Origin of the sequence: Pseudomonas sp. SF2, assembly GCF_036858055.1 — a bacterium.
Classification (GTDB): Bacteria; Pseudomonadota; Gammaproteobacteria; order Pseudomonadales; family Pseudomonadaceae; genus Aquipseudomonas.
Window position 1 is genome coordinate 18,179 of record NZ_JAMBDI010000020.1, and the last position, 25,430, is coordinate 43,608.

The 25,430-nt window shown below is 63.9% G+C and carries 18 protein-coding genes; 11 read left to right on the plus strand and 7 right to left on the minus strand.

From position 1 onward, the window contains the following. Window positions 1–213 precede the first annotated feature (213 nt). The 7 genes from M2S36_RS12950 to M2S36_RS12980 all read left to right on the plus strand — a co-directional run bounded on the left by M2S36_RS12950 (window position 214) and on the right by M2S36_RS12980 (window position 13,877). Entirely contained in the window at window positions 214–1,494 is a 1,281-nt protein-coding gene (locus M2S36_RS12950) for a serine/threonine transporter (RefSeq protein ID WP_207837713.1), read from the plus strand. Window positions 1,495–1,661: 167 nt separating this feature from the next. Further along, window positions 1,662–2,162, plus strand: coding sequence for a thiol peroxidase (gene tpx, locus M2S36_RS12955; RefSeq protein WP_233688276.1), 501 nt, complete (start codon window positions 1,662–1,664; stop codon window positions 2,160–2,162). 343 nt (window positions 2,163–2,505) lie between these two features. Beyond that, window positions 2,506–3,828, plus strand: a complete 1,323-nt coding sequence (locus M2S36_RS12960; RefSeq protein ID WP_233694437.1) for an MdtA/MuxA family multidrug efflux RND transporter periplasmic adaptor subunit — start codon at window positions 2,506–2,508, stop codon at window positions 3,826–3,828. Then, window positions 3,825–6,923, plus strand: a complete 3,099-nt coding sequence (locus tag M2S36_RS12965) for an MdtB/MuxB family multidrug efflux RND transporter permease subunit (protein ID WP_207837719.1) — start codon at window positions 3,825–3,827, stop codon at window positions 6,921–6,923. The genes M2S36_RS12960 and M2S36_RS12965 overlap by 4 nt, the downstream gene beginning before the upstream one ends. Beyond that, window positions 6,920–10,027: an efflux RND transporter permease subunit gene (locus M2S36_RS12970; RefSeq protein ID WP_207837721.1), complete on the plus strand. Its 3,108-nt coding sequence runs from the start codon at window positions 6,920–6,922 to the stop codon at window positions 10,025–10,027. The genes M2S36_RS12965 and M2S36_RS12970 overlap by 4 nt, the downstream gene beginning before the upstream one ends. Then, entirely contained in the window at window positions 10,024–11,511 is a 1,488-nt protein-coding gene (locus M2S36_RS12975) for an efflux transporter outer membrane subunit (protein ID WP_207837723.1), read from the plus strand. Before M2S36_RS12970 ends, M2S36_RS12975 begins: the two co-directional genes overlap by 4 nt. A gap of 275 nt (window positions 11,512–11,786) precedes the next feature. Then, the gene (locus tag M2S36_RS12980) at window positions 11,787–13,877 is read left to right on the plus strand and encodes a putative bifunctional diguanylate cyclase/phosphodiesterase (protein ID WP_207837725.1); all 2,091 of its coding nucleotides are present in this window, start codon (window positions 11,787–11,789) and stop codon (window positions 13,875–13,877) included. On the opposite strand, the gene M2S36_RS12985 is transcribed toward M2S36_RS12980, so the two are convergent. The 3 genes from M2S36_RS12985 to M2S36_RS12995 all read right to left on the minus strand — a co-directional run bounded on the left by M2S36_RS12985 (window position 13,874) and on the right by M2S36_RS12995 (window position 15,935). Beyond that, window positions 13,874–14,134, minus strand: coding sequence for a DUF1652 domain-containing protein (locus M2S36_RS12985; protein WP_207837727.1), 261 nt, complete (start codon window positions 14,132–14,134; stop codon window positions 13,874–13,876). The genes M2S36_RS12980 and M2S36_RS12985 overlap by 4 nt on opposite strands. A gap of 295 nt (window positions 14,135–14,429) precedes the next feature. After that, the gene (locus tag M2S36_RS12990) at window positions 14,430–15,206 is read right to left on the minus strand and encodes an RHS repeat-associated core domain-containing protein (protein WP_325176040.1); all 777 of its coding nucleotides are present in this window, start codon (window positions 15,204–15,206) and stop codon (window positions 14,430–14,432) included. A gap of 81 nt (window positions 15,207–15,287) precedes the next feature. Then, complete coding sequence (locus M2S36_RS12995) at window positions 15,288–15,935, minus strand: DUF1345 domain-containing protein (protein ID WP_333957247.1); 648 nt, start codon at window positions 15,933–15,935, stop codon at window positions 15,288–15,290. Between the two features lie 251 nt (window positions 15,936–16,186). Between M2S36_RS12995 and pgm the strand changes: the two genes are divergently transcribed. Then, window positions 16,187–17,824 carry a phosphoglucomutase (alpha-D-glucose-1,6-bisphosphate-dependent) gene (gene pgm, locus M2S36_RS13000; protein ID WP_233688281.1) on the plus strand — a complete coding sequence of 546 codons (1,638 nt, stop codon included), beginning with the start codon at window positions 16,187–16,189 and terminating at the stop codon, window positions 17,822–17,824. 209 nt (window positions 17,825–18,033) lie between these two features. Here pgm and M2S36_RS13005 read toward each other — a convergent pair whose 3' ends face one another. Beyond that, window positions 18,034–18,969, minus strand: coding sequence for a LysR family transcriptional regulator (locus M2S36_RS13005; RefSeq protein WP_333957248.1), 936 nt, complete (start codon window positions 18,967–18,969; stop codon window positions 18,034–18,036). Between the two features lie 127 nt (window positions 18,970–19,096). On the opposite strand from M2S36_RS13005, the gene M2S36_RS13010 reads away from it, so the two are divergent. Beyond that, window positions 19,097–19,939: an amidohydrolase family protein gene (locus tag M2S36_RS13010; protein ID WP_207837743.1), complete on the plus strand. Its 843-nt coding sequence runs from the start codon at window positions 19,097–19,099 to the stop codon at window positions 19,937–19,939. Window positions 19,940–20,063: 124 nt separating this feature from the next. Here the strand turns inward: M2S36_RS13010 and M2S36_RS13015 are convergent, their stop codons facing one another. After that, window positions 20,064–20,480: a RidA family protein gene (locus M2S36_RS13015; protein ID WP_015270679.1), complete on the minus strand. Its 417-nt coding sequence runs from the start codon at window positions 20,478–20,480 to the stop codon at window positions 20,064–20,066. Beyond that, a complete protein-coding gene (locus M2S36_RS13020; protein ID WP_207837744.1) occupies window positions 20,480–21,799 on the minus strand; it encodes a flavin-containing monooxygenase in 1,320 nt (439 codons plus the stop codon). Before M2S36_RS13020 ends, M2S36_RS13015 begins: the two co-directional genes overlap by 1 nt. A 304-nt stretch (window positions 21,800–22,103) precedes the next feature. Here M2S36_RS13020 and M2S36_RS13025 point away from each other — a divergent pair, with 304 nt between their 5' ends. Both M2S36_RS13025 and argE read left to right on the plus strand, forming a co-directional pair. Then, window positions 22,104–22,781 carry a DUF1028 domain-containing protein gene (locus M2S36_RS13025; RefSeq protein WP_207837746.1) on the plus strand — a complete coding sequence of 226 codons (678 nt, stop codon included), beginning with the start codon at window positions 22,104–22,106 and terminating at the stop codon, window positions 22,779–22,781. Next, the gene (argE, locus tag M2S36_RS13030; RefSeq protein WP_207837748.1) at window positions 22,774–23,934 is read left to right on the plus strand and encodes an acetylornithine deacetylase; all 1,161 of its coding nucleotides are present in this window, start codon (window positions 22,774–22,776) and stop codon (window positions 23,932–23,934) included. Before M2S36_RS13025 ends, argE begins: the two co-directional genes overlap by 8 nt. Before the next feature lie 119 nt (window positions 23,935–24,053). On the opposite strand, the gene M2S36_RS13035 is transcribed toward argE, so the two are convergent. Then, the gene (locus M2S36_RS13035; RefSeq protein WP_233688282.1) at window positions 24,054–25,322 is read right to left on the minus strand and encodes a carbohydrate porin; all 1,269 of its coding nucleotides are present in this window, start codon (window positions 25,320–25,322) and stop codon (window positions 24,054–24,056) included. Window positions 25,323–25,430 lie beyond the last annotated feature (108 nt).

Below are 25,430 nucleotides of genomic sequence, written 5' to 3' on the forward strand. Positions count from 1 at the left end.
GACACAAGGCCGCTCCCACACCTCCCAAATCCCCCCTGCAGTCCACCGGCATAACCCGCTTGTAAAGACAAGTGCAACCGCTCCTCGGAAAAGGGCTTCGCAAGTGCAACCTTTCCGTGCACAATCGCGCTCCCTTTTTCGGTTGAGTTGGGCGAAACGTCTATTTCGCCATTCTCAGCCTGTTGCAGTCTTGCGAGTGGAGCTTCACCCGGAATGAATGAGCAGGCCCCAAGCGTTGAACAACGCTTTGCAGAATCGACCCCCGCCACCCTCGGCAGCTGGTCGCGTCACGACACCACCTGGATGCTGGGCCTGTTCGGCACAGCGATCGGCGCCGGAACCCTGTTCCTGCCGATCAACGCCGGCCTCGGCGGCTTCTGGCCGCTGCTGATCCTGGCCATATTGGCCTTCCCAATGACCTATTTCGCTCACCGCGGGCTGACCCGTTTCGTCCTTTCCGGGCGCGATGGCGGCGATATCACCGAAGTGGTCAAGGAGCACTTCGGCATCACCGCCGGCGCCTCGATCACGGTGCTGTACTTCTTCGCGATCTTCCCGATCCTGCTTATCTATAGCGTGGCGCTGACCAACACCGTGTCCAGCTTCCTGGAGCACCAGTTGCACATGCAGCCGCCGCCACGGGCCATCCTGTCGTTCGTGCTGATCCTCGGCCTGCTGGCCATCGTGCGCTGCGGGGAGCAGGCCACGGTCAAGGTCATGAGCCTGCTGGTCTACCCGTTCATCGTTGCCCTGGCGTTGCTGGGCCTTTACCTGGTGCCGCACTGGACCGGTGGCATTCTCGACAGCGCCGCCCAGGTGCCGCCGGCCTCGGCTTTCCTGCACACCCTGTGGCTGGCGATTCCGGTGATGGTGTTCTCGTTCAACCACTCGCCGATCATCTCCGCCTTTGCCGTCGACCAGAAGCGCCGCTACGGCGAGCATGCCGATGAGCGTAGCGGCCAGATCCTGCGCCGTGCCCACCTGCTGATGGTGGTGATGGTGCTGTTCTTCGTGTTCAGCTGCGTGCTCACCCTGAGCAGCGCCCAGCTGGCCGAGGCCAAGGCGCAGAACCTGTCGATCCTGTCGTACCTGGCCAACCACTTCAGCAACCCGACCATCGCGTTCGCTGCGCCACTGATTGCCTTCGTGGCCATCGCCAAGTCGTTCCTCGGCCACTACATCGGCGCCAGCGAAGGCCTCAAGGGCATCATCACCAAGGCCGGCGCTCGCCCGGGTGCCAAGGCCCTGGATCGCGTGGTTGCTGCACTGATGCTGGTAGTGTGCTGGATTGTCGCCACCCTCAACCCGAGCATCCTCGGCATGATCGAGTCGCTCGGCGGCCCGATCCTCGCGGTGCTGCTGTTCCTGATGCCGATGTACGCCATTCGCCGCGTGCCGTCGATGCGCAAGTACAGCGGTGCTGCCTCCAACGTGTTCGTGGTGGTAGTCGGCCTGGTTGCGCTGACCTCGGTGGTATACGGCCTGCTCGGCTGATACACCGCCTGCAATAACGAATGCCCGGGTCGCTTGTCGCGACCCGGGCATTTTTTTGTCCACAGGAATTGTCCGGCAATAGAACAATTTTACCTGCCCCCATAGGCACCCGACCGCCTTCATGCTTAACTCAGTGTCCTTTTCAAACCCCGCATAAGGATTTCGTCATGGCTCAAGTGACTCTCAAAGGCAACCCGGTTCAGGTCAAAGGCGAACTGCCGAAAACCGGCGCCCAGGCGCCGGCTTTCTCCCTGGTCGGTGAAGGCCTGGCTGACAAGTCGCTGAAAGACTTTGCCGGCAAGCGCAAGGTGCTGAACATCTTCCCGAGCGTCGACACCCCGACCTGCGCTACTTCCGTGCGCAAGTTCAACGCCCAGGCCAACGATGTGGCCAACACCGTGGTGCTGTGCATCTCCGCCGACCTGCCGTTCGCCCAGGCACGCTTCTGCGGTGCCGAAGGCCTGGACAACGTGAAGAACCTGTCGACCCTGCGTGGCCGCGAGTTCCTCGAAAACTATGGCGTGGCCATTGCCGATGGCCCGCTGGCCGGTCTGGCCGCCCGTGCCGTGGTGGTGCTGGACGAAAACGACAAGGTGCTGCACAGCGAGCTGGTTGGCGAAATCGCTGATGAGCCGAACTACGAAGCAGCGCTGGCCGTACTGAAGTAATGGTTGTGGGGCAGGGCGGCTGAATACTGTTCTGGCCCCTTCGCGGGTAAACCCGCTCCCACAGGGATATCACAGCCTTTGAAACCTGTGCCGTACCTGTGGGAGCGGGTTTACCCGCGAAGAGTCCGGCACAGGCAGCGGAAACCTTTTAGCCCGCTACCTGCTCCAAGCAACACCCTGTAAACGGCCCGGAACACGTTCCGGGCCGTTTTCATTTAAAGTTCAAACTCTTGGCAACGTCAGGCAAAGGTAAACCTCTGGTAAAGGCGCTTTGCTAAAACGATGTCAGTGCTTATCGTTCATCCTCCCCAAGTCGTCATTCCGAACAAGGTTCGTTCAACCCATGCAAGCGTCCAATTCCCGTTCCCCTCGTCGCTGGCTCGTCGGCCTGCTGATCCTGCTGCTGGTGGCTGCACTGGCCTGGTGGCTGTGGCCGGCAGCGACACCTGCGCATAAAGAAGCCAGTGGCGGGCGCGGTGGCAAGGGCATGGGCATGATGGGCGGGCGGCCGGGCTTCGGCGGCTCCAGCGACCCGGTGCCGGTGCGCGTCGAGCCGGTGCGGGTGGGCGACTTCCCGCTGTACTACAAGGCCCTGGGCACAGTCACCGCGACCAACACCGTCAACGTGCGTAGCCGCGTGGCTGGCGAGCTGGTGAAGATCCACTTCAAGGAAGGCCAGCAGGTCAAGGCCGGCGACCTGCTCGCCGAGATCGACCCGCGCCCGTACCGCATTGCCCTGCAACAGGCCGAAGGCACCCTGGCGCAGAACCAGGCGCAGCTGAAGAATGCCCAGGTCGACCTGGCCCGCTATAAAGGCCTGTACGCCGAAGACAGCATTGCCAAGCAAACCCTCGACACCGCCGAAGCGCAGGTGGCGCAGTTCCAGGGGTTGGTGAAGACCAACCAGGCGCAGGTCAACGACGCCCGCCTGAACCTCGATTTCACCCAGATACGCGCGCCGATCAACGGCCGCGTGGGCCTGCGCCAGCTCGACCTGGGCAACCTGGTGGCGGCCAACGACACCACTGCGCTGGTGGTGATTACCCAGACCGAGCCGATCAGCGTCGCCTTCACCCTGCCGGAAACCGAGCTGAGCACCGTGCTGGAGCGCTACCGTAGCGGCGCCAGTCTGCCGGTCGAGGCCTGGGACCGCAGTGACAGCAAGCTGCAGTCCACCGGCGTGCTGGGCAGCATCGACAACCAGATCGACACCACCACCGGCACCCTCAAGTTCAAGGGCCGCTTCGAGAACAAGGACCTGGCCCTGTTCCCCAACCAGTTCGTCAACGTGCGCCTGCTGGCCGACACCCTCAAGCAGGTGACCATGGCCCCGGCGGCGGCCATCCAGTTCGGTAACGACGGCACCTTCGCCTATGTGGTCAACGCCGAGAGCAAGGTCAATGTGCGAAAGCTCAAGGTGGGGGCCAGCGACGGCCAGAACAGCGTCATCCTCGAAGGCCTGAAGGCCGGCGACCGCCTGGTGCTGGAAGGCACCGACCGCTTGCGCGAAGGCACCAAGGTGGAAGTGGTCGAAGACAGCTCGCAAGTGCCGACCACGCCGGGTCAGCAGCTGCAAGGCCAGGAAGCCAAGGGCTCGGCACGCGCTGGTGATGTGCAGCCTGGTGAAGCACAGCCTGGTAGCGCAGCAGGCAAGGCGGGCGCATGAACCTCTCGCGTCTGTTCATCCTGCGGCCGGTTGCCACCACGCTGAGCATGCTGGCCATCGTCCTGGCCGGCCTGATCGCTTACAAGCTGCTGCCGGTTTCCGCCCTGCCGCAGGTGGATTACCCGACCATCCGGGTCATGACCCTGTACCCCGGCGCCAGCCCGCAGGTCATGACCAGCGCCGTTACCGCGCCGCTGGAACGCCAGTTCGGCCAGATGCCGGGCCTGGAGCAGATGGCCTCGACCAGCTCCGGCGGCGCCTCGGTGCTGACCTTGCGCTTCAACCTCGACATGAACATGGACGTTGCCGAGCAACAGGTGCAGGCCGCGATCAACGCCGCCAGCAACCTGCTGCCCAGCGACCTGCCAGCGCCGCCGGTGTACAACAAGGTCAACCCGGCCGACACCCCGGTGCTGACCCTGGCCATCTCCAGCAAGACCATGCCGCTGCCCAAGCTCAACGACCTGGTCGATACCCGCGTGGCACAGAAGCTCGCGCAGATCAGCGGTGTGGGCATGGTCAGCATTGCCGGTGGCCAGCGCCAGGCGGTGCGGATCAAGGTCAACGTCGATGCCCTGGCCGCCAACGGCCTGAACCTGGAGGACGTGCGCACCCTGATCGGCGCCTCCAACGTCAACCAGCCCAAGGGCAACTTCGACGGCCCGACCCGGGTGTCGATGCTCGACGCCAACGACCAGCTGCGCTCCCCTGAGGAGTACGCCAACCTGATCCTGGCCTACAACAACGGCGCACCACTGCGTCTCAAGGACGTGGCCGAAATCGTCGACGGCGCGGAAAACGAACGCCTGGCTGCCTGGGCCAATGAAAACCACGCGGTGCTGCTGAACATCCAGCGCCAGCCGGGCGCCAACGTCATCGAAGTGGTCGATCGCATCAAGGCCCTGCTGCCGTCGATCACCGACAACCTGCCGGCCGGCCTCGATGTTTCGGTGCTCACCGACCGCACTCAGACCATCCGCGCCGCGGTCAAGGACGTGCAGCACGAACTACTGATCGCCATCGCCCTGGTGGTGATGGTCACCTTCGTCTTCCTGCGCCGCTTCAGTGCCACCCTCATTCCTTCGATCGCCGTGCCGTTGTCGCTGATCGGCACCTTCGGCGTGATGTACCTGGCCGGCTTCTCGGTCAACAACCTGACGCTGATGGCCCTGACCATCGCCACCGGCTTCGTGGTCGACGATGCCATCGTGATGCTGGAGAACATCTCCCGGCACATCGAGGAGGGCGAGACGCCCATGCAGGCGGCGCTCAAGGGCGCCCGGCAAATCGGCTTCACCCTGATCTCGCTGACCTTCTCGCTGATTGCGGTACTGATCCCGCTGCTGTTCATGGCCGATGTGGTCGGCCGCCTGTTCCGTGAGTTCGCCATCACCCTGGCGGTGGCCATCCTGATTTCCCTGGTGGTATCGCTGACCCTGACGCCGATGATGTGCGCGCGCCTGCTCAAGCGCGAGCCCAAGGAAGAAGAACAGGGCCGGTTCTATCGCGCCAGTGGCGCCTGGATCGACTGGCTGATCAGGCACTACGGCAGCGCCCTGCAGTGGGTACTCAAGCGCCAGCCGTTGACGCTGCTGGTGGCCGTGGCCAGCCTGGCGCTCACCGTGTTCCTGTACATGGTGGTGCCCAAGGGCTTCTTCCCGGTGCAGGACACCGGGGTGATCCAGGGCATTTCCGAAGCGCCGCAGTCCACCTCGTTCGCCGCCATGAGCGAACGCCAGCAGGCCCTGAGCAAGGTGATCCTGCAGGACCCGGCAGTGCAGAGCCTGTCGTCCTACATCGGCGTCGATGGTGACAACGCCACGCTCAACAGCGGCCGCCTGCTGATCAACCTCAAGCCTCATGGCGAGCGTAATGTCACTGCCAGCGAGGTGATCGACCGCCTGCAACCGCAAGTCGACCGGCTGGTGGGCATCCGCCTGTTCATGCAGCCGGTGCAGGACCTGAGCATCGAAGACCGGGTCAGCCGTACCCAGTACCAGTTCAGCCTGTCGTCACCGGATGCCGAGCTGCTGGCGCAGTGGAGCGGCAAGCTGGTGCAGGCGCTGCAGCAGCGTCCGGAACTGGCCGACGTGGCCAGCGACCTGCAGGACAAGGGCCTGCAGGTGTACCTGGTGATCGACCGCGACATGGCCAGCCGCCTGGGCATCAGCGTGTCGCAGATCACCAACGCCCTGTACGATGCCTTCGGCCAGCGCCAGATCTCGACCATCTACACCCAGGCCAGTCAGTACCGCGTGGTGTTGCAGTCCAAGGATGCGGCGGTGATCGGCCCGCAGGCGCTGGAGTCGATCCACGTCAAGGCCACCGATGGTGGCCAGGTGCGCCTGTCGGCGCTGGCGCGTATCGAGCAGCGCCAGGCCCAGCTGGCCATTTCCCACATCGGCCAGTTCCCGGCGGTGACCCTGTCGTTCAACCTGGCCCACGGCGCGTCGCTGGGCGAGGCGGTGCAGGTGATCGAGCAGGTGCAAAAGGACATTGGCATGCCGCTGGGCGTGCAGACCCGCTTCCAGGGCGCGGCGCAGGCCTTCCAGGCATCGCTGTCGAGCACCTTGCTGCTGATCCTGGCGGCGGTGGTGACCATGTACATCGTGCTGGGCGTGCTGTACGAGAGCTACATCCACCCGGTGACCATCCTTTCGACCCTGCCGTCGGCGGCGGTCGGCGCCTTGCTGGCCTTGCTCATCAGCGGCAACGACCTGGGCATGATTGCCATCATCGGCATCATCCTGTTGATCGGCATCGTCAAGAAAAACGCGATCATGATGATCGACTTTGCCCTCGAAGCCGAGCGCCAGCAAGGCATGAGCCCGCGCGATGCCATCTACCAGGCCGCTCTGCTGCGCTTCCGGCCGATCCTGATGACCACCCTGGCCGCGCTGTTCGGCGCCGTGCCACTGATGCTCGCCACTGGTTCCGGCGCCGAGCTGCGCCAGCCGCTGGGCCTGGTGATGGTCGGTGGCTTGCTGGTCAGCCAGGTGCTGACGCTGTTCACCACCCCGGTCATCTACCTGTACTTCGACCGCCTGGCCCGCCGTTGGCGCCCGGCCACTGACGTGAAGCAGGCCGAGGCATGAACCTGTCCGGTCCTTTCATCCGTCGCCCGGTGGCGACCATGTTGTTGAGCCTGGCGATCATGCTGCTGGGCGGGGTCAGCTTCGGCCTGCTGCCGGTGGCACCGCTGCCACAGATGGACTTCCCGGTGATCGTGGTGTCGGCCAACCTGTCCGGCGCCAGCCCGGAAGTCATGGCGGCCACCGTGGCCACTCCGCTGGAGCGCAAGCTGGGCAGCATTGCCGGCGTGACCACGCTGACCAGCAGCTCCAACCAGGGCTCCACACGGGTGATCATCGGCTTCGAGATGGGCCGCGACATCGACGGCGCGGCGCGCGAGGTGCAGGCAGCGATCAACGCCACCCGCAACCTGCTGCCCAGCGGTATGCGCAGCATGCCCACCTACAAGAAGATCAACCCGTCGCAGGCACCGATCATGGTGCTGTCGCTGACCTCGGACGTGCTGCAGAAAGGCCAGCTGTACGACCTGGCCGACACCATCCTGTCGCAGAGCCTGGCCCAGGTACCGGGGGTAGGCGAGGTACAGATCGGCGGCAGTTCGCTGCCGGCGGTGCGGATTGCCGTCGAGCCGCAATTGCTCAACCAGTACGGCCTTTCTCTGGATGAAGTACGCACGGCGGTATCCAACGCCAACCAGCGCCGGCCGATGGGCTTTGTCGAGGACGCCGAGCGCAGCTGGCAGGTGCGTGCCAACGACCAGCTGGAAAGCGCCAAGGACTACGAGCCGGTGGTGATCCGCCAGCAGAACGGCACCATCCTGCGCCTGTCCGACGTGGCGAGCATCACCGACGGCGTCGAGAACCGCTACAACAGCGGCTTCTTCAATGACCAGAGCGCGGTATTGCTGGTGGTCAACCGCCAGACCGGCGCCAACATCATCGAAACGGTCGACCAGATCAAGGCACAGCTGCCGGCCCTGCAGTCGCTGCTGCCGGCCAGCGTGCAACTGAACGTGGCCATGGACCGCTCGCCAGTGATCAAGGCCACCCTCAAGGAAGCCGAGCACACCCTGCTGATCGCCGTGGTGCTGGTGATTCTGGTGGTCTATCTGTTCCTCGGCAGCCTGCGTGCCTCGCTGATCCCCAGCCTGGCGGTGCCGGTGTCACTGGTGGGCACCTTCGCGGTCATGTACCTGTGCGGTTTCTCGCTCAACAACCTGTCGCTGATGGCGCTGATCCTTGCCACCGGCCTGGTGGTGGACGACGCCATCGTGGTGCTGGAGAACATCTCCCGGCACATCGAGGACGGCCAGCCGCCGATGAAGGCGGCCTTCCTCGGGGCCAAGGAAGTGGGTTTCACCTTGCTGTCGATGAACGTGTCGCTGGTGGCGGTGTTCGTCTCCATCCTGTTCATGGGCGGCATCGTGCGCAACCTGTTCCAGGAGTTCTCCATCACCCTGGCGGCAGCGATCATCGTATCGCTGGTGGTGTCGCTGACCCTCACGCCGATGCTGTGCGCCCGTTGGCTAAAACCACACCAGGCCGAGCAGACCCGCCTGCAGCGCTGGAGCGACCAGTTGCACCAGCGCATGGTCGAGGCCTATGACCGCAGCCTGGGCTGGGCCCTGCGTCACAAGCGCCTGACTCTGATCAGCCTGCTGGCCACCATCGCTATCAACATCGCCCTGTACGTGGTGGTGCCCAAGACGTTGATGCCGCAGCAGGATACCGGCCAGCTGATGGGCTTCATCCGTGGCGACGATGGCCTGTCGTTCAGCGTGATGCAACCGAAAATGGAAATCTACCGCCGTGCCTTGCTGGCCGACCCGGCGGTGCAGAGCGTTGCCGGCTTCATCGGTGGCAACAGCGGGACCAACAATGCCTTTGTGCTGGTACGCCTGAAGCCGATCAGCGAGCGCAAGATCGATGCGCAGAAGGTGATCGAGCGCTTGCGCAAGGAAATGCCCAAGGTACCCGGTGGGCGCCTGTTCCTGATGGCCGACCAGGACCTGCAACTGGGCGGCGGCGGCCGTGACCAGACCTCTTCGCAGTACCTGTACTCCCTGCAGAGCGGCGACCTGGCGGCGTTGCGCGAATGGTTCCCGAAAGTGGTGGCGGCGCTGCGTACACTGCCGCAGCTGACTGCCATCGACGCTCGCGACGGTGCCGGCACCCAGCAGGTGACCCTGGTGGTCGACCGCGACCAGGCCAAGCGCCTGGGCATCGACATGGACATGATCACCACGGTGCTGAACAACGCCTACAGCCAGCGGCAGATTTCCACCATCTACGACAGTCTCAACCAGTACCAGGTGGTGCTGGAGATCAACCCGAAGTACGCCTGGGACCCGAGCACCCTCGAGCAGGTGCAGGTGATTACTGCCGACGGTGCCCGCGTACCGCTGTCGACCATCGCCCACTACGAGAACAGCCTGGCCAACGACCGGGTCAGCCACGAAGGCCAGTTCGCCGCCGAAAGCATCGCCTTCGATGTCGCCGAAGGCTACAGCCCCGACCAGGCCATGGCGGCGCTGGAGCGTGCGGTGGCCAAGCTGGGCTTGCCCGAAGAAGTGATCGCCAAGCTCGGTGGTTCTGCCGATGCCTTCGCCAAGACCCAGGAAGGCCAGCCGCTGATGATCCTTGGCGCGCTGGTGCTGGTTTACCTGGTGCTGGGTATCCTTTACGAGAGCTACATTCACCCGCTGACCATCCTCTCGACATTGCCCTCGGCCGGCGTCGGTGCCTTGCTGGCGTTGTACGTCACCGGCGGCGAGTTCAGCCTGATCTCGCTGCTGGGGCTGTTCCTGCTGATCGGCGTGGTGAAGAAAAACGCCATTCTGATGATCGACCTGGCCTTGCAGCTGGAGCGCCACCAGGGCCTGACACCGGAAGAGTCGATCCGCCGGGCCTGCCTGCTGCGCCTGCGGCCGATCCTGATGACTACCCTGGCGGCCATCCTCGGTGCCTTGCCGCTGCTGCTGAGCCGCGCCGAAGGCGCGGAAATGCGCCAGCCGCTGGGCCTGACCATCATTGGCGGCCTGGTGTTCAGCCAGATCCTCACCCTTTACACGACACCGGTGGTCTACCTGTACCTGGACCGCCTGCGTCACCGTTTCAACCGTTGGCGCGGCGTGCGCACCGACGCCGCCCTGGAAACCCCGCTATGACTTTTGCCCAGACCCCACTTCATCGCGCCCTGCAGACGCTGACCCGTGGGCGTGGCTCGCGCCTGCTCAGCGCCGGGTTGTGCGTCGCCTTGCTCAGCGCCTGCACCCTGAGCCCGGACTACCACCGCCCGGAGCTGAGCAGCACGGCGCAGTTCAAGCACGCCGAAGGCTGGACCCAGGCCACGCCGTCCGATGCCATCGCCCGCGGCGCCTGGTGGGAAATCTACGGCGATGCCGGGCTCAATGCACTGGTCGAAGAGCTCAACCGCAGCAACCAGACCGTGGCGCAATCGGAGGCTCAGTACCGCCAGGCCCAGGCGCTGGTGCGCAGCAGCCGGGCGGCGCTGTTCCCCAGCCTGGACCTCAGCGTCGGCAAGACCCGTTCGGCACAGGGCACCGGCAGCTCCAGCTCGAGCCTGTCCAATAACAGCAGCGGCATACGCAACACCTACAACGCCCAGCTTGGCGTCAGCTGGGAAATCGACCTGTGGGGCAAGCTGCGCGAGACCCTCAATGCCAACCAAGCCAGTGCCGAAGCCAGCCTGGCCGACCTGGCCTCGATCCGCCTCAGCCAGCAGTCGGAACTGGTGCAGAACTACCTGCAGTTGCGGGTGATCGACGAGCAGAAGCGGCTGTTGGAAGCCACTGTGGCAGCCTATGAACGTTCGCTACGGATGAACGAAAACCAGTACCGCGCCGGTGTCGCCGGCCCTGATGCGGTGGCCCAGGCGCGTACCCAGCTCAAGAGCACCCAGGCTGACCTGATCGACCTGATCTGGCAGCGCGCCCAGTTCGAGAACGCCATTGCCGTGCTGCTGGGCAAGACCCCCGCCGACTTCGCCCTGGCTGACAGCAAGGCCATTCCGGCGCTGCCGCAAATTCCGGTGGCCTTGCCCTCGCAGTTGCTGGAGCGACGCCCGGACATCGCTGCAGCTGAACGCAACGTGATGGCGGCCAACGCCAATATCGGCGTGTCGCGGGCGGCGTATTTCCCGGACCTGAGCCTGAGCATGAGTGGCGGTTATTCCAGCAGCAGCTTCAGCAACTGGATCGAACTGCCCAACCGCTACTGGTCGGTGGGCCCGCAGCTGGCGCTGACCTTGTTCGACGCCGGCAAGCGCAGTGCCGAGGTGGACCGCACGGTGGCGGTGTATGACCAGACCGTGGCGCAGTACCGCCAGACCGTGCTCGACGGCTTCAAGGAAGTGGAAAACCTGCTGGTGCAGTTGAAGGTGTATGGCGATGAAGCGGTAGTGCGCCAGGAGGCACTGGATGCCGCCCGCGAGTCGTTGCGCCTGACCGAGAACCAGTACCGCGCCGGGCTCATCGGCTACCTGGATGTGGTCAACGTGCAGACCACGGCGCTGAGCAACGAGCGCAGTGTGTTGAACCTGCTGCAGGGGCGCCTGGTGGCCAGCGTGCAGCTGGTTGCCGCGCTGGGCGGTGGTTGGGATGCGGAACAGGCGTTTGCCGAGCAGGATTGAAATATTCGCAGTGCTTTGTGGGAGCGGCCTTGTGTCGCGAAAGGGCCGCAAAGCGGCCCCAGGTTCTCGACACAATGGCTGATATTGCTGGGGCTGCTTCGCAGCCCTGTCGCGACACAAGGCCGCTCCCACAAAAGAGAATGCATTTCTGCGAGGCCGTATGGCGTCTTCCCTTTGGATCCTTTCCCATTCGCAAAAACCCCGTGCGTTTCGCTTAAGCTTGAGTACAATCGTCAGCTTTTTCCGGGCCTCCCGTCCCGCCGCTGGAACTCCCAATGCTGACCGGTAGCTACTCCTTTTCGCTGGTGTTGATTTCGCTGTGCGTAGCGATCCTGGCGTCCTATACCGCCCTTGACCTGACAGGCCGCATCGCCATGGCCAAAGGCCGGGCTGCCTGGCTGTGGATGGTGGGGGGCGCGCTGGCCATGGGCATCGGCGTGTGGTCGATGCACTTCATCGGCATGCTCGCTTTCAGCCTGCCCATAGACCTGGGTTACGACCTCGCCCTGACCGCGTTCTCGCTGCTGATTGCCGTGTTGTCCTCGGGCTTTGCCTTGTGGCTGGTCAGCCAACCGAGCCTGCCGGGACTGCAGTTGGGGTTTGGTGCGCTGATCATGGGCGCAGGCATCGCCTGCATGCACTACACCGGTATGGCCGCGCTGCGCATGCTGCCGGGCATCGACTATGACCCGACGCTGTTCGGTGCTTCGCTGCTGATTGCCGTGGGCGCCTCGGCAGCGGCCTTGTGGATCGCCTTCCGCCTGCGCGCGCACACCCCCTATGTGCGGCAGATTCGCGGCCTGGCGGCAGTGGTGATGGGCTTTGCGATCGTCGGCATGCACTACACCGGCATGGCGGCGGCGAACTTCCCCGAGGGCAGTTTCTGCGGTGCACTGGCGGGCGGCGGTTTGCAAGGCGATGGTCTGGTCTACCTGGTGTTGATCACCACCCTGGCCGTACTGGCAGTGGCCTTGCTCACCTCGGTGCTGGACGCCCGCCTCGAGGCGCGCACCGCCGAGCTGGCCCGCTCGCTGACCCTGGCTAACCAGGAACTGACCCAACTGGCCTTGCACGACACGCTCACCGACTTGCCTAACCGCACCCTGCTGGCCGACCGCATCGAGCAGGCCATCGCCAAGGTGGCGGAGCAGGGCGGCTGTTTTGCCTTGATGTTCATCGACCTGGATGGCTTCAAACCGGTCAATGATGCTTTTGGCCATCACATCGGTGACCTGCTGCTCAAGGCCGTGGCGGCGCGCCTGCGCGGTCACCTGCACAGCCAGGACACGCTGGCGCGTATCGGCGGCGACGAATTCGTGCTGCTGGTGGAACTGCGTGAGCCGAACGATGCCATGGATGTGGCAGTCAAGCAGGTCAACCTGGTGTCACGGCCGTTCCGCGTGGCCGAGCATGACCTGCAACTGACGGCGAGCCTGGGCATCGTCCTGTACCCGGGCAATGGCCAGGACCAGCACGAGCTGCTGCGCAATGCCGACGCCGCCATGTACCACGCCAAGAGCGCCGGCAAGAATGGCTACAGCTTCTTCGACGTGTCGATGAACAGCAACGCCCGCCAGCAATTGCAGCTATTGCAGGACCTGCGCCAGGCCCTCGAGCAGCGTCAGTTCCGCCTGCACTACCAGCCCAAGTTCGACGCCCAGGCCTGCCAGCCGATCGGGGCCGAGGCCTTGTTGCGCTGGGAGCACCCGCAGCAGGGCCTGTTGCTGCCTGACCGCTTCATTGGCCTGGCGGAAAAGACCGGCCTGATCATCCCCATTGGCGAGTGGGTGCTCATCGAGGCCTGCCGGCAGATGCGCGAGTGGCTGGACCAGGGGTACCAGGGCTGGCGCATGGCGGTGAACCTGTCGGCCATCCAGTTCTGCCATGCCGGGCTGGTCGAGAGCGTGGCCCGGGCCCTGCAGCAGAGCAACCTGCCGGCCAACTGCCTGACCCTGGAAATTACCGAAACCACTGCCATGCACGACGCCGATGCCAGCCTCACGGTGCTGCAGCAGTTGTCCGACATGGGCGTGGACTTGTCCATCGATGACTTTGGTACTGGCTATTCCAGCCTGATGTACCTCAAGCGCCTGCCAGCCAACGAGCTGAAGATTGACCGCGGCTTCGTGCGTGAGCTGGAGCAGGACAGTGACGATGCGGCGATCGTCTCAGCCATCGTCGCGCTAGGCCAGGCGCTGGGCCTGCGCATCGTTGCCGAAGGGGTGGAGACCGACAAGCAGCAGGACTTCCTGACCCGCCTGGGCTGCGATTCGTTGCAAGGCTACCTGCTGGGCCAGCCGGTGCCAGCCGAGCAGTTCATGGGCAAGTTGCAGGCCATGCGCCAGGAGAGTACGGCAGTGGGCTAGACCGCGTCACGCAGGGTGAAGGCGGGCATGAAGGCATCCATCTCCGCCTCGACGGCCTCGATGATGCGCTCTACATCGGCGGCGGCCATGATCGCCGAGCAGGGGATGCCGGCAATCGCCAGCAGGGTTTCACCGGTGGCGCGGTCAAACAGCCGTGCAACCATGCTGCGTGGCGCATCCATGCTGGCTTCGAAGCCCAGCGGGTGGAAATGCCAGCGCATCACCTGGCAGGCGTTGGGGAACGTCATCTTGTTCATGCCAGCCTCCTTGTCCTACCTGGACGTGGTGAGTGGGTGGCCACATCGATGCGGCCGCCGGGAAACTAACCATAGCACCTGCCACGCGCGATTCTCGGCGGCAAACAAGACAAATGTGTTAATGCATGACAGCGGTCACATCCTTGTCACGGAAGCTGTCCGGCGGGGGCTGCCAGGCAAACGTTTTCCTTACACGATTGCAGCGGCTACCGGGGAGGTAGCTAGATTTTCTGGTGAGGCTGTCGTTCAGTATTTTCCGACGAGCGGCGCGGCGGTCATTGGGTATTTCCCTTAATCAACGCCTGCGAATATGAGTGCGTTGTTCTCCCAATTGGTTCGGTGATTGAGTGTCAGCTCTCGGTGCTCGCGGAGTTGGAGGTTCAAGTGTCAGGTGCAGGGTGTTGACCCTCATGGAGAGCTCTGTTGGCACCGCAGCAGCAGCAGCGGTTATTACTTCGCGGCCTGCTTCAAAAATCGGGGTTAGCTGCCTGCCCGCATCACGCAAAGTGTCCGCGACAACTTCATCAACCATTCGAATTAGCGCTTCGGTAGCGCGATTGAAATGACGTGAAGCCGTCACCGTCGTTCGAGCAACGGCACGAAGCAGGTAACGGAATATCGGAAATTGACCGCTTGGATCATGCCTGTTGATGGGGTCTCCCAGGCAGTAGCTGTAAGGATTCGCTCCCCCTTTGTCAAAAGGAGACAGCATGTCAGGAGATGTAAAGCGGAAAACTTCGGGTTTATAAACCCGTCGTCCATTGCCCAATGGATATCCGCCAGACGTCTCATCGAAGTGTTGACCGACGAACGCTGCCATGAGCAGGGCAGTCCCTATGCGGCCTCCTCCAAAGGGAGGGTATTGATAGGCTGACGGTGCTGCGGAGCTCCCTATGACCGATTCTGCCGAATCCAAATGAAAGAGCTGTACCTTCCTGTTGCTTGATTGCTGCCCGATCGCGACTGCCTGAGCCATTACTAGTCGTTCAGCCCTCGACCCAATCAAACTACACAGACGGTTTGATTGATAGAAATGTCTGGTAGGGCTTGGTGGTTTCTCAAGAGCCGTCATGTTATCGACCTGTGGAGGTTGGTGGGCTTTTGATTTTTTCTATTGGTTAACCTGGCGTCTACTGGCAAAACTGGCAGGTCATCAACCTAATAGCCCAGCTGCGATGTTGATGGTGAATCCTAGAATCGCGGTATTGAAAACAAACCCCACCAGCGAATGCGCCAGCACTACCCGTCGCAGCCCCCGCCCGGCAACGCCCACGTCGGAGGTTTGTACCGCCACGCTGATGGTGAACGAGAAGTAGTGGAAATCCCAGTAATCGGGGTTGCGTTCGCCATCGGCGAAGCGCATTGGCGGTTCGTGGTTTTGTCCGGTATAGAACAGCCGCGCGTAGTGCAGGCTGAAAATACAGCCTATCAACAGCCAGGAGCCGGCCACGGTCAGGCCGGTGTAGAGGTAGTGCAGGGCCAGCGCCGTGCCTTGCAGGCCACGGCTGGACACCAGTTGCAGGGTGACGGCGGCGAGGCTGGCGATGGCGGCGATGCACACGGTGAGCAGGACCAGGCCGGCGTTTTCGTCTTCGACGCGGGCGACCTTGCGCACCTTTTCCGGGCTGGCGCTGTAGCTCAGGTAAAGCACTAGCGCCAGGTACAGCCACACGCCCAGGTTCCAGCCGGCGAGGATGTGCTGCACGCTGTCGCTGGCGGGGATCAGCCAGCCGCCGAGCAGGCCGACCACGGTGGCGATGCTCAGGCGCGGGTGGGTGCGGGTCAGGCGGTGAAAAGCCATGGGGCCTCGTTTTCGGGTGTATGGGTACCACTCTAGACGGTCATTACAGAGATGAGGGGCATGCGCGGGTCCATTGTGGGAGCGGGCGAGCCCGCGAAGCAGGCACCGCGTTGGATTCTTCGCGGCTAAAGCCGCCCCACAGGGTGTGCGGTGTGCTCACTGATTCTTTGCTGCCGCCCATCGCGCGCTCTTGCAACTCTCAGTACACTGCACGCTCCAACACCAACATTCGTTGAACTCGAGGTTTCTGCATGACGCTCAGTCCTTTGGCAGGCAAGCCGGCTCCGGCCAGCGTGCTGGTCGATATTCCCCGACTGCTCACCGCCTACTACACCGGCCGCCCCGACGCTGCCGTGGCGGCCCAGCGCGTGGCCTTCGGCACCTCGGGGCACCGGGGCACTTCGCTTGAATTGAGTTTCAACGAGTACCACGTCCTGGCCATTACCCAGGCCATCTGCCTGTATCGCCAGGAGAAGGGCATCGACGGCCCGCTGTTCATCGGCGCCGATACCCACGCGCTGTCGGCACCGGCCACCGCCAGCGCCCTGGAAGTGCTGGCGGCCAATAGCGTGCAGGTGATGCTGTCCAAGGATGACGAATACACGCCGACGCCGGCGGTATCCCACGCCATCCTCTGCCATAACCGTGGCCGCGCGCAGGGCCTGGCCGACGGCATCGTCATCACCCCGTCGCACAACCCGCCGCAAAGCGGTGGCTTCAAGTACAACCCACCCAATGGCGGCCCGGCCGACAGCGACGTGACCAAGTGGATCGAGGCCAAGGCCAACGAACTGCTGGCCGCTGACCTGGCGGGGGTCAAGCGCATGGACCATGCCCAGGCGCTACAGGCATCCACCACCCAGCGCCACGACTACGTGAGCAACTACGTGGCCGACCTGGAAAACGTTATCGACTTCGACGTCATCCGCGGCGCCAAGCTGCGCCTGGGCGTCGACCCGTTGGGCGGGGCAGGGGTGCGCTACTGGTCGGCGATCGCCGAGCATTACCAGCTGGATCTGGAAGTGGTGAACACCGAGGTCGACCCGACCTTCCGCTTCATGACCGTCGACTGGGACGGCCAGATCCGCATGGACCCGTCCTCGCCATACGCCATGCAGGGCCTGATCGGCCTGCGCGAACGCTTCGACGTGGCCTTCGCCTGCGACCCGGACCACGACCGCCATGGCATCGTCACCCCGGATGGCCTGCTGCAGCCGAACAACTACCTGGCCGTGGCCATCGACTACCTGTATCGCCACCGCCCGCAATGGCGCAGCGATGCCGCCGTCGGCAAGACGGTGGTGTCCAGCGGCCTGATCGACCGCGTCACTCAGCGCTTGGGCCGCGAGCTCTACGAAGTGCCGGTGGGCTTCAAGTTCTTCGCCCAGGGCCTGTTCGACGGCTCGCTGGGCTTTGGTGGCGAGGAAAGTGCGGGGGCTTCGTTCCTGCGCCGTGATGGCTCGGTCTGGGCTACCGACAAGGACGGGCTGATCCCGGCCTTGCTGGCCGCCGAAATGACCGCCCGCACCGGGCGCAACCCGAGCCAGGCCTACGCCGACCTGACCGAGGCGCTGGGCAAGCCGTTCGCCACCCGTGTCGAAGCCAAGGCCGATGCCCGGCAGAAGGCTTTGCTGAGCAAGCTGGCGCCGGAGCAGGTGAAGTCGACCGAGCTGGCGGGTGAGCCGATCGTGCAGATCCTCAGCCATGCACCGGGCAACGGCCAGGCGATTGGCGGGCTGAAGGTGATGACCGCCAATGGCTGGTTCGCCGCGCGCCCGTCGGGCACCGAGGACATCTACAAGATCTACGCCGAAAGCTTCATCGACGAGGCGCACCTGCAGCGCCTGGTGCAGGAAGCACAGGTGCTGGTGGATGCGGCGATTGCCTGACAGGTAACAAGCCGCTTGGTTCTGCGGCATGGTGTAAATTGGAAATAGTCCTATTTACACCGCCGCAGGGCTTTCCCCATGATCGACGCCGCAACTGTATTGGCCTCAAGGGCTGTGCTATCCCTGTGGGAGCTGGCTTGCCGGCGATGAGGCCTGACAGGTTACACAAGACTGTTGCTCCCCCAGGAATCGCGTCTGCCCCAAAGGCCTCAGCCTACAATCGCCCGCCCAAGCTTCTGCGCCTGGCCCAGCAGCACCCGCATCAAATGCATCGCTGCATGTGACGGCGGCTCGAACCGTGAATAGACAAAGCTGATATCGAAGTGAATCTCGTCGGCCAGTGGTACCACCGCGAGCCCGCTGTCCTGCGCGACGAACTCGTCGATCACGCTGATGCCCATGCCTTGCTTGACCAAGGCAACTGCCTCGTTGGCATTGGTAAACGACAACAGTGATTTCAGCTGCACCCCGCAGCGCCCGATATGCTCGGCCAGCAGTTTGCCAAACGGCATGTCGGGCCGGAACAGCAGCAAGGCATGGCCCTCCAGCTGTTGCAAGGTCAGTTCGGGTTGCCCGGCCAGAGGGTGGCCGGGTGGCATCACCACCACCATGCGCCCACGCATGAACGCCTGCGAATGCAGGTGGTCATGCACCACCGGCAGGGCGGCAATAGACAGGTCGACCTTCTTCGACAGGATCTGGTTGGGCATTTCGCCCATTAGCGAGGTCTGCCATTCGATGTTCAGCGACGGTGACTCACGCTTGAGCTGGGCCAGGGCGATCGGGATGACTACCGTGGACAACGACGCGCTGCACGAGATGCGCAGCTTGCGCTGGCCGCCGGCGGCCAGTGCCACGGCGCACTCGTTGACCTCCAGCGCTGCCTGGTACACTCGCTCGACTTCGCGGAACAGCACCTGCGCTTCTGCCGTCGGCACCAGGCGGTTGTTGATGCGCTCGAACAGCGGGTAGGCCAGGCGCCCTTCGATGTACTGGATCAGCTTGCTCACCGCCGGCTGCGACACATCCAGCAGCTTGGCCGCCGCGCTGATCGAACCGGTCAGCATCACTGCCCGGAACACTTCCATGTGCCGCAGTTTGAACACCATCGGGCTGGCGTCCGTGCCTTCGTTGCCAGGCAACATGTGTATTACCTTAGGTTATGGTCTGCGCCATCTGGGTATGAGCGCCACCTTTGCACTACGCAGTACTCTGAGCCCAGCCTGATCGCCCTTGTGGCTTACGATAACAACATCTGCCGGGGAGTGCTGCGTGAGCATCTTTGATGAAGCGAAGATTGATTGCCATAACCATCTGTTTGACCCTGCGCGTTTCCCTTACCACCCCGATGCTCCCTATGCACCTTCCGGTCAGGAGGTTGCCACCCAGGAACAGTTCAGCCGTGTGATGGACGCCTACGGTGTACAGCACGCCTTGCTGGTGGGGGCCAACAGCGGCTACCACACTGACAATCGCTGCCTGCTGCATGCGCTGGCCAGCGGGCAGGGGCGGTTCAAGGGCATAGCAGTGGTCGAGCCGGATATCGGCCTCGACGCGCTGGCCGCACTGCAGGCGCAAGGGGTAGTCGGTATCGCCTTCAACCCCGCGCTGTACGGGGTCGCCAGCCTCAAGGGCGTTGAAGGGCTGTTCGGCAAGCTCGCCGAACTCGATCTGTTCGCGCAGGTCCAGGTGTGCAAAGACCAGTTGCCGGACCTGCGTGGCCTGCTGCAGGGCTCACGTGCGCGCCTGCTGATCGACCATTGCGGCCGGCCAGATGTGGCGGCTGGTGTGCAGCAGCATGGTTTCCGCGCCCTGCTGCGGCTGGCCGATAGTGGCCGGGCCTGGGTGAAGCTGTCGGGTATGCAGAAGTTCGCCGCGGCCGATGCATTGCTGGAGCAAAGCCGTGCCTACGTGCACGCGCTGCTCGAAGCCTTTGGTGCGCAGGGTTGTGTATGGGGTTCGGACTGGCCGTTCATTCGCCAGCGCTCACGAGTGGACTACGGTCCGCTGCTGAAATTGGCGGAACGCTTGATGCCGGACGCCCGGCTGCGTCGCAGTGTGATGTGGGACACCCCACGACGGCTGTTCGGCTTTACCACGGGCGGCGTGAGCTGAAGTTGTTTTGCATTTATCGCCAGGTCTTGCGCTGACTCTTTCAGGAGCGGCCTTGTGTCGCGATGGGCTGCGCTGCCCATCGCGACACAAGGCCGCTTCTGCAATTGACCGCATAAAAAGCCGATCAGACCGAATCAGGCACCACCGCGATCACGTCGATCTCCATCAGCCATTCGGCCTGGGCCAACCCGGCCACCACCAGCCCGGTGGAAATCGGGAACACCCCCTTGAGCCACTTGCCCACCTCCTTGTACACCGGCTCGCGGAAGCGCGGGTCGGTGATGTAGGTGGTGGTCTTGACGATGTGCGACAGGTCCGAGCCGGCTTCTTCGAGTAGTTGCTTGACGTTCTTCATCGCCTGCTCGGCCTGCGCCCGTGGGTCACCCAGGCCCACCAGGTTGCCTTCGAAGTCGGTGCCGACCTGGCCGCGCACGTAGATAGTGTTGCCGGCGCGCACCGCCTGGCACAGGTCGTTGTCCAGGGTCTGGTTGGGGTAGGTGGCCTTGGTGTTGAACATGCGGATGCGGGTATGGGTAGGCATCAGTGGGCTCCGAGGGTGCTGACGTTGCTGATCTTGGGCTGTTGCTGCTCATCCGCTGCGCGTTGTTCGCGGTCGCGGTAGGCGGCATAGGTGCGTTGCGTGGCGATGTGGCCGGCGACGTGCTTGGCGTCGTGCCACACGCCCCAGATGAACGACGAGCCGCGGCGCGACAGCCACGGCAGGCCAAGGAAGTACACGCCCGGCTCGCGGGCCACGCCGCGTTGGTGCTGGGGCTTGCCGTTGGCGTCGAAGGTGTCTACTTGCAGCCAGCTGAAGTCGACGCCGTAACCGGTGGCCCAGATGATGCTGGTGACACCGGCCTTGGCCAGGTCCAGCTGCTGCAGCGGGTTGCGCATGCACTCCGGGTCTGCCAGGCGTTTGCGGGCTTCGGGCTCTTCCGGCAGGTCCAGGCCATTGCGTTCGATGTAGGCATCGGCGGCATCGAGCAGGGCCAGGTAGTTGTCGTCGCCGCGGTTGATGTTTTCGACCAGGTTGTCCTGGAAGCGCGCCACGCCGTTGTCGAACGACTGGGTCAGGCCGACCAGGGTCATGCCCTGGTGGGCGAGGGCGCGGAAGTCCACGGTGTGGCCGCCACGGGCGCCACTGACGGCAATGGTCACGTGCTCGCGGCCAGGCTTGGCGATTTCCGCATCCCACTCACCCAGCACGCCCAGCCACCAGCAGAAGTCGCGGTTGCGGTAAGCGCGTGGCGGGCGATCGTGGGCGCCGACCGAGAGGTACACCTGGCGCCCGGCACGCATCAGTTCTTCGGCGATCTGTACGCCGGAGGAACCGGCGCCTACCACCAGCACAGCGCCTTCGGGCAGTTGCTCGGGGTTGTAATAGGCGGCGGAGTGGATCTGGTGCAGGTTGCTGTCTTTCGGCGCGATGGCCGGGATCACCGGCTTCTGGAACGGCCCGGTGGCGGCGACCACGCGGTTGGCGCGAATCACGCCTTCATTGGTTTCGATGGTAAAACCGGGGCGGTCGCTGTTGCGCAGCACTTTCTTCACTTCGATGCCGGTGCGTACGGGCAGATTGTACTTGCGTACGTACTGCTCGAAGTAGTCGGCCACCTGATCCTTGCCGGCGAAGGCATCGGCGTCGAGGTTGAATTCCAGCCCCGGGAAGCGGTCGTGCCAGGCCGGGCCGTTGGCTACCAGCGAGTCCCAGCGGCCAGTGCGCCAGGCCTCGGCGATACGCTTGCGCTCCAGCACCAGGTGCGGCACGCCAAGCTTGCTCAGGTGTTCGCTCATGGCCACGCCGGCCTGGCCGGCGCCGACGACGAGGGTGTCGATTTCGAGGTTGTTCAGTGTCATGTCCGAGCCCTTGTTCAGGCGGTTTTTGTCAGGTCGGTTTGGAGGACCGCCGTTGCCTGGGGCCAGACTAGGGATGCTGTGGAAATGGCGAAAATAGTATTTAGCTGGGGCTTGCCGATAAAACGGCGAAGGCCTTGAATCCTGCCGCCTGCAGCGGTTCCAGGGGCGGTTTTGCCGGCGCTTTTTTCAAGCGCTTCGTGGTCATAGTTTTTTCCTCGGCAAACCCTCGGAAAAAGGTCGTTTCGCCTGCCGGAAGGTTCCACCCAGAATGCCGTACATCGCACAGCACAACAGGAACCATGACATGACTTTTTCCATCATTGGTCGTTGCCAGGAAACCGGCCAGGTCGGTATTGCCATCAGCTCTTCGAGCATCGCCGTGGGCGCCCGCTGCCCGTGGGTACGTGCCGGTGTGGGCGCGGTCGCCACCCAGAACATCACCTTGCCGGCGCTGGGCCCGCAGATTCTCGATGCCCTGGAACAGGGGCAGTTGCCACCTGCCGCAGCGCTGGACCGGGTGCTGAGCGCCAATGGCTGGAGCGAGTACCGCCAGGTCACGGTGATCGACAGCCATGGCCAGGTGGCGCTGTTCACCGGTAAGGAAGCCCTGGGCACGCACCACGCCGTGGTCGGTGAGCAATGCGCGGCGGCAGGCAACCTGTTGGCCTCGACCCAGGTGATCGAGGCAATGGTACAGGCCTTTGAACAAGCCGGCGGGCATCTGGCCGACCGCCTGCTGGCCGCCATGCACGCGGCGATGGCCGCAGGCGGCGAGGCCGGGCCGGTGCACTCGGCGGCGTTGAAGATCGCCGGCGAGCTGACCTGGCCGCTGGTGGACCTGCGCGTGGACTGGGCCGAGACGGACCCGATCGCTGCACTCGATGGCCTGTGGCAGGCGTACCGGCCGCAGATGCAGGATTACGTCACCCGTGCCCTCAACCCGACTGCCGCGCCAAGCTACGGGGTGCCGGGCGATGAATGAATTTGCCAGCCGCGCGCTGCTGGCCCGGCTGATCGGCTTTGCCACGGTCAGCCGGGATTCCAACCTTGAACTGATTGCCTTCATCCGCGACTACCTGGCCGGGTTGGGCGTGCAGAGCGAGTTGTTCCATAACCCGGAGGGTACCAAGGCCAACCTGTTCGCCACCATCGGCCCCAGGGACGTTGGCGGCGTGGTGCTGTCCGGGCATACCGATGTGGTGCCGGTGGACGGCCAGGCCTGGACGGTCGAGCCGTTTGCCCTGAGTGAACGCGACGGGCGCCTGTATGGCCGTGGCACGGCTGACATGAAGGGCTTCATCGCTTCGGTACTGGCGGCTGTGCCCGCGTTCCTTGCCCAACCGTTGCGCCTGCCGGTGCACCTGGCGTTCTCCTATGACGAAGAAGTCGGCTGCCTGGGTGTGCGCTCGATGCTGGCCGCGCTCGAGCAGCGTCCGCACAAGCCGCGGCTGTGCCTGATTGGCGAGCCCACCGAGCTCAAGCCGGTGCTGGGGCACAAAGGCAAGCTGGCGATGCGCTGCCAGGTGCAGGGTGCGGCGTGCCACTCGGCGTATGCGCCCTATGGGGTGAATGCCATCGAGTATGCGGCGAAGCTGATCGGCAAGCTGGGTGAGATCGGCGATGCCCTGGCATTGCCGGCGCATCACGACGAACGCTTCGACCCACCGTTCTCCACTGTGCAGACCGGTGTGATCAAAGGGGGCAGGGCACTGAACATCGTGCCGGCGGAATGCGAGTTCGATTTCGAAGTGCGGGCCTTGCCGGGGTTCGAGGCGCAGGCAGTGGCCGACCAGCTGCAGACCTATGCCGAGGCTGAATTGCTGCCGCGTATGCGCAGGGTCAATGCGACCAGCGCCATTCGCCTGCAGCCGTTGAGTGCGTATCCGGGGCTGGCCACGCCGGCGGATAGTGAGGCGGCTCGCCTGGTGGCGTTGCTCAGTGGCTCGGATCAGTTCGGTACGGTGGCGTTTGGTACTGAAGGCGGGCTGTTCGACCAGGCAGGGATCCCGACTGTTGTGTGTGGGCCAGGGAGCATGGACCAGGGGCACAAGCCGGATGAGTTCGTCAGTGTCGAGCAGTTGCGGGGGTGTGATGCCATGTTGCTGAGGCTGGTGGACTACCTCAGGCAGGGTTGATTGCGCTGGCCTCTTCGCGGGTAAACCCGCTCCCACAGGATCTCGTCAGTCTCAAGGCCTGTGCAGTACCTGTGGGAGCGGGTTCACCCGCGAATGGGCCGCAGCGCGGCCCCGGGTATTCAGAAGGTAGCCTTGACCTGCAGGCCAACCACCAGCGCGTTGTCGATGTCCTTCCCGGAGAACGCGCCCGGTTCGATGATGTACTGCACATCCGGGCGCAGGTTCAGCCACGGCGTGGCCTGGTAGCCATAGCTCAGCTCGACCAACTGCTCGGCGCTGTCGATGTCGGGGAACGGCTGCCCGGCATTGAGCGCGGCATCTTCCAGCACGTCGCGGCTACGCGGGTTGGGCACGGCACGGCCATAGCCCAGCGCCACGGTATCCTTCGGGCGGCTTGCGAACGGCTTGTACAGCACCACGCCGGCGCCATACCACTTGGTGAACGGTGAGGCAGCCTTGCTCGACGCCGAGTACTGGCCGAAGGCATGCAGGCTGCGGCCCGGCGAGCCCTGGTCGTTCCACACGGCCTGGTCGACCAGCAGGTAGTGGCCGCCACGGCCGGACACTTCCTCGTCGCTGCCGATGCGCTTCACGTCGGAGCTGTCGTAGTAATAGCCCAGTTTGTACTCGCCAGGCAGCTCGCCCTGCAGCTTGTACACCAGCTCTACCGGTACCACGGTGCCGGTGGTGTGCTTGGGGCCCAGGTGCCAGGCGCGGCTGGAGTTGCCGTTGCTTTCCGGGTCGACGTTGAACGCTGCCACACGCAGCTGCCAGGACGGCGACAGGTCGTACTTCACCCGCACGCCCAGGTGGGCATTGGGGTAGTTGGTCCAGCCACTGCCGCCAGACATGTTCAGCGGGTGGCCGCAGAAGCCGGCGTTCATGAAGTTGCACAGGATGCCGCTGTCCAGGCCACCGAGGTCGTTGCCCATGGCCATGTAGCCGAGCTTGACGTTGAGTGCCGGGGTGAACAGGGTACGCTCGTAGCTCAGTTCGGTCAGGCGGGTGTACAGGCCGCCGAAGTTTTCCTGGATCGGCAGGCGGTTGCCCACCAGGTCTTCCGAGGCGCTATTGCCGCGGCGGTCGTTGATGGTCAGCTGGACCTTGCCGCCGTTGTCCAGGCCATACAGTTTCGACAGGTCGAACTGCACGCCCAGTTTCAGGTTTTGCGAGTAGCGCGCCGAACGGTGCAGGCCGCCATGGGCGTTGTAGGCGGTTTCGCCGCTGTAGTCGCCGGTGAACCTGACGCCGTCTTCTTCCAGCTGGTGACGCAGGCCGCCCCAGTCACCGGTCAGGGTGCTGCGGGTCATCAGGTCGCCGTCGGCCAGGGCAGAAGTGCTGGCCAGGGCCAGGAGCAGGGTGGGTGTGATGCGAATTGCGGATGGCATTGCTGAATCTCGGGTTGTCTTCTTGGGCCTCTTCGCGGGTGAACCCGCTCCCACAGGGACTGCACCATCAGTAAGGGCAGTGCTTATCCTGTGGGAGGGTTTACCCGC

Coding starts and splice junctions, on each gene's coding strand:
- argE (WP_207837748.1), top strand. CDS start 22,774: ATGAATGAATTTGCCAGCCGCGCGCTGCTGGCCCGGCTGATCGGCTTT.
- pgm (WP_233688281.1), top strand. CDS start 16,187: ATGACGCTCAGTCCTTTGGCAGGCAAGCCGGCTCCGGCCAGCGTGCTG.
- M2S36_RS12970 (WP_207837721.1), top strand. CDS start 6,920: ATGAACCTGTCCGGTCCTTTCATCCGTCGCCCGGTGGCGACCATGTTG.
- M2S36_RS12995 (WP_333957247.1), bottom strand. CDS start 15,935: ATGGCTTTTCACCGCCTGACCCGCACCCACCCGCGCCTGAGCATCGCC.
- M2S36_RS13015 (WP_015270679.1), bottom strand. CDS start 20,480: ATGCCTACCCATACCCGCATCCGCATGTTCAACACCAAGGCCACCTAC.
- M2S36_RS12965 (WP_207837719.1), top strand. CDS start 3,825: ATGAACCTCTCGCGTCTGTTCATCCTGCGGCCGGTTGCCACCACGCTG.
- M2S36_RS13020 (WP_207837744.1), bottom strand. CDS start 21,799: ATGACACTGAACAACCTCGAAATCGACACCCTCGTCGTCGGCGCCGGC.
- M2S36_RS12985 (WP_207837727.1), bottom strand. CDS start 14,134: ATGAACAAGATGACGTTCCCCAACGCCTGCCAGGTGATGCGCTGGCAT.
- M2S36_RS12980 (WP_207837725.1), top strand. CDS start 11,787: ATGCTGACCGGTAGCTACTCCTTTTCGCTGGTGTTGATTTCGCTGTGC.
- M2S36_RS12950 (WP_207837713.1), top strand. CDS start 214: ATGAATGAGCAGGCCCCAAGCGTTGAACAACGCTTTGCAGAATCGACC.
- M2S36_RS13035 (WP_233688282.1), bottom strand. CDS start 25,322: ATGCCATCCGCAATTCGCATCACACCCACCCTGCTCCTGGCCCTGGCC.
- M2S36_RS12975 (WP_207837723.1), top strand. CDS start 10,024: ATGACTTTTGCCCAGACCCCACTTCATCGCGCCCTGCAGACGCTGACC.
- M2S36_RS13025 (WP_207837746.1), top strand. CDS start 22,104: ATGACTTTTTCCATCATTGGTCGTTGCCAGGAAACCGGCCAGGTCGGT.
- tpx (WP_233688276.1), top strand. CDS start 1,662: ATGGCTCAAGTGACTCTCAAAGGCAACCCGGTTCAGGTCAAAGGCGAA.
- M2S36_RS13005 (WP_333957248.1), bottom strand. CDS start 18,969: ATGTTGCCTGGCAACGAAGGCACGGACGCCAGCCCGATGGTGTTCAAA.
- M2S36_RS12990 (WP_325176040.1), bottom strand. CDS start 15,206: ATGACGGCTCTTGAGAAACCACCAAGCCCTACCAGACATTTCTATCAA.
- M2S36_RS12960 (WP_233694437.1), top strand. CDS start 2,506: ATGCAAGCGTCCAATTCCCGTTCCCCTCGTCGCTGGCTCGTCGGCCTG.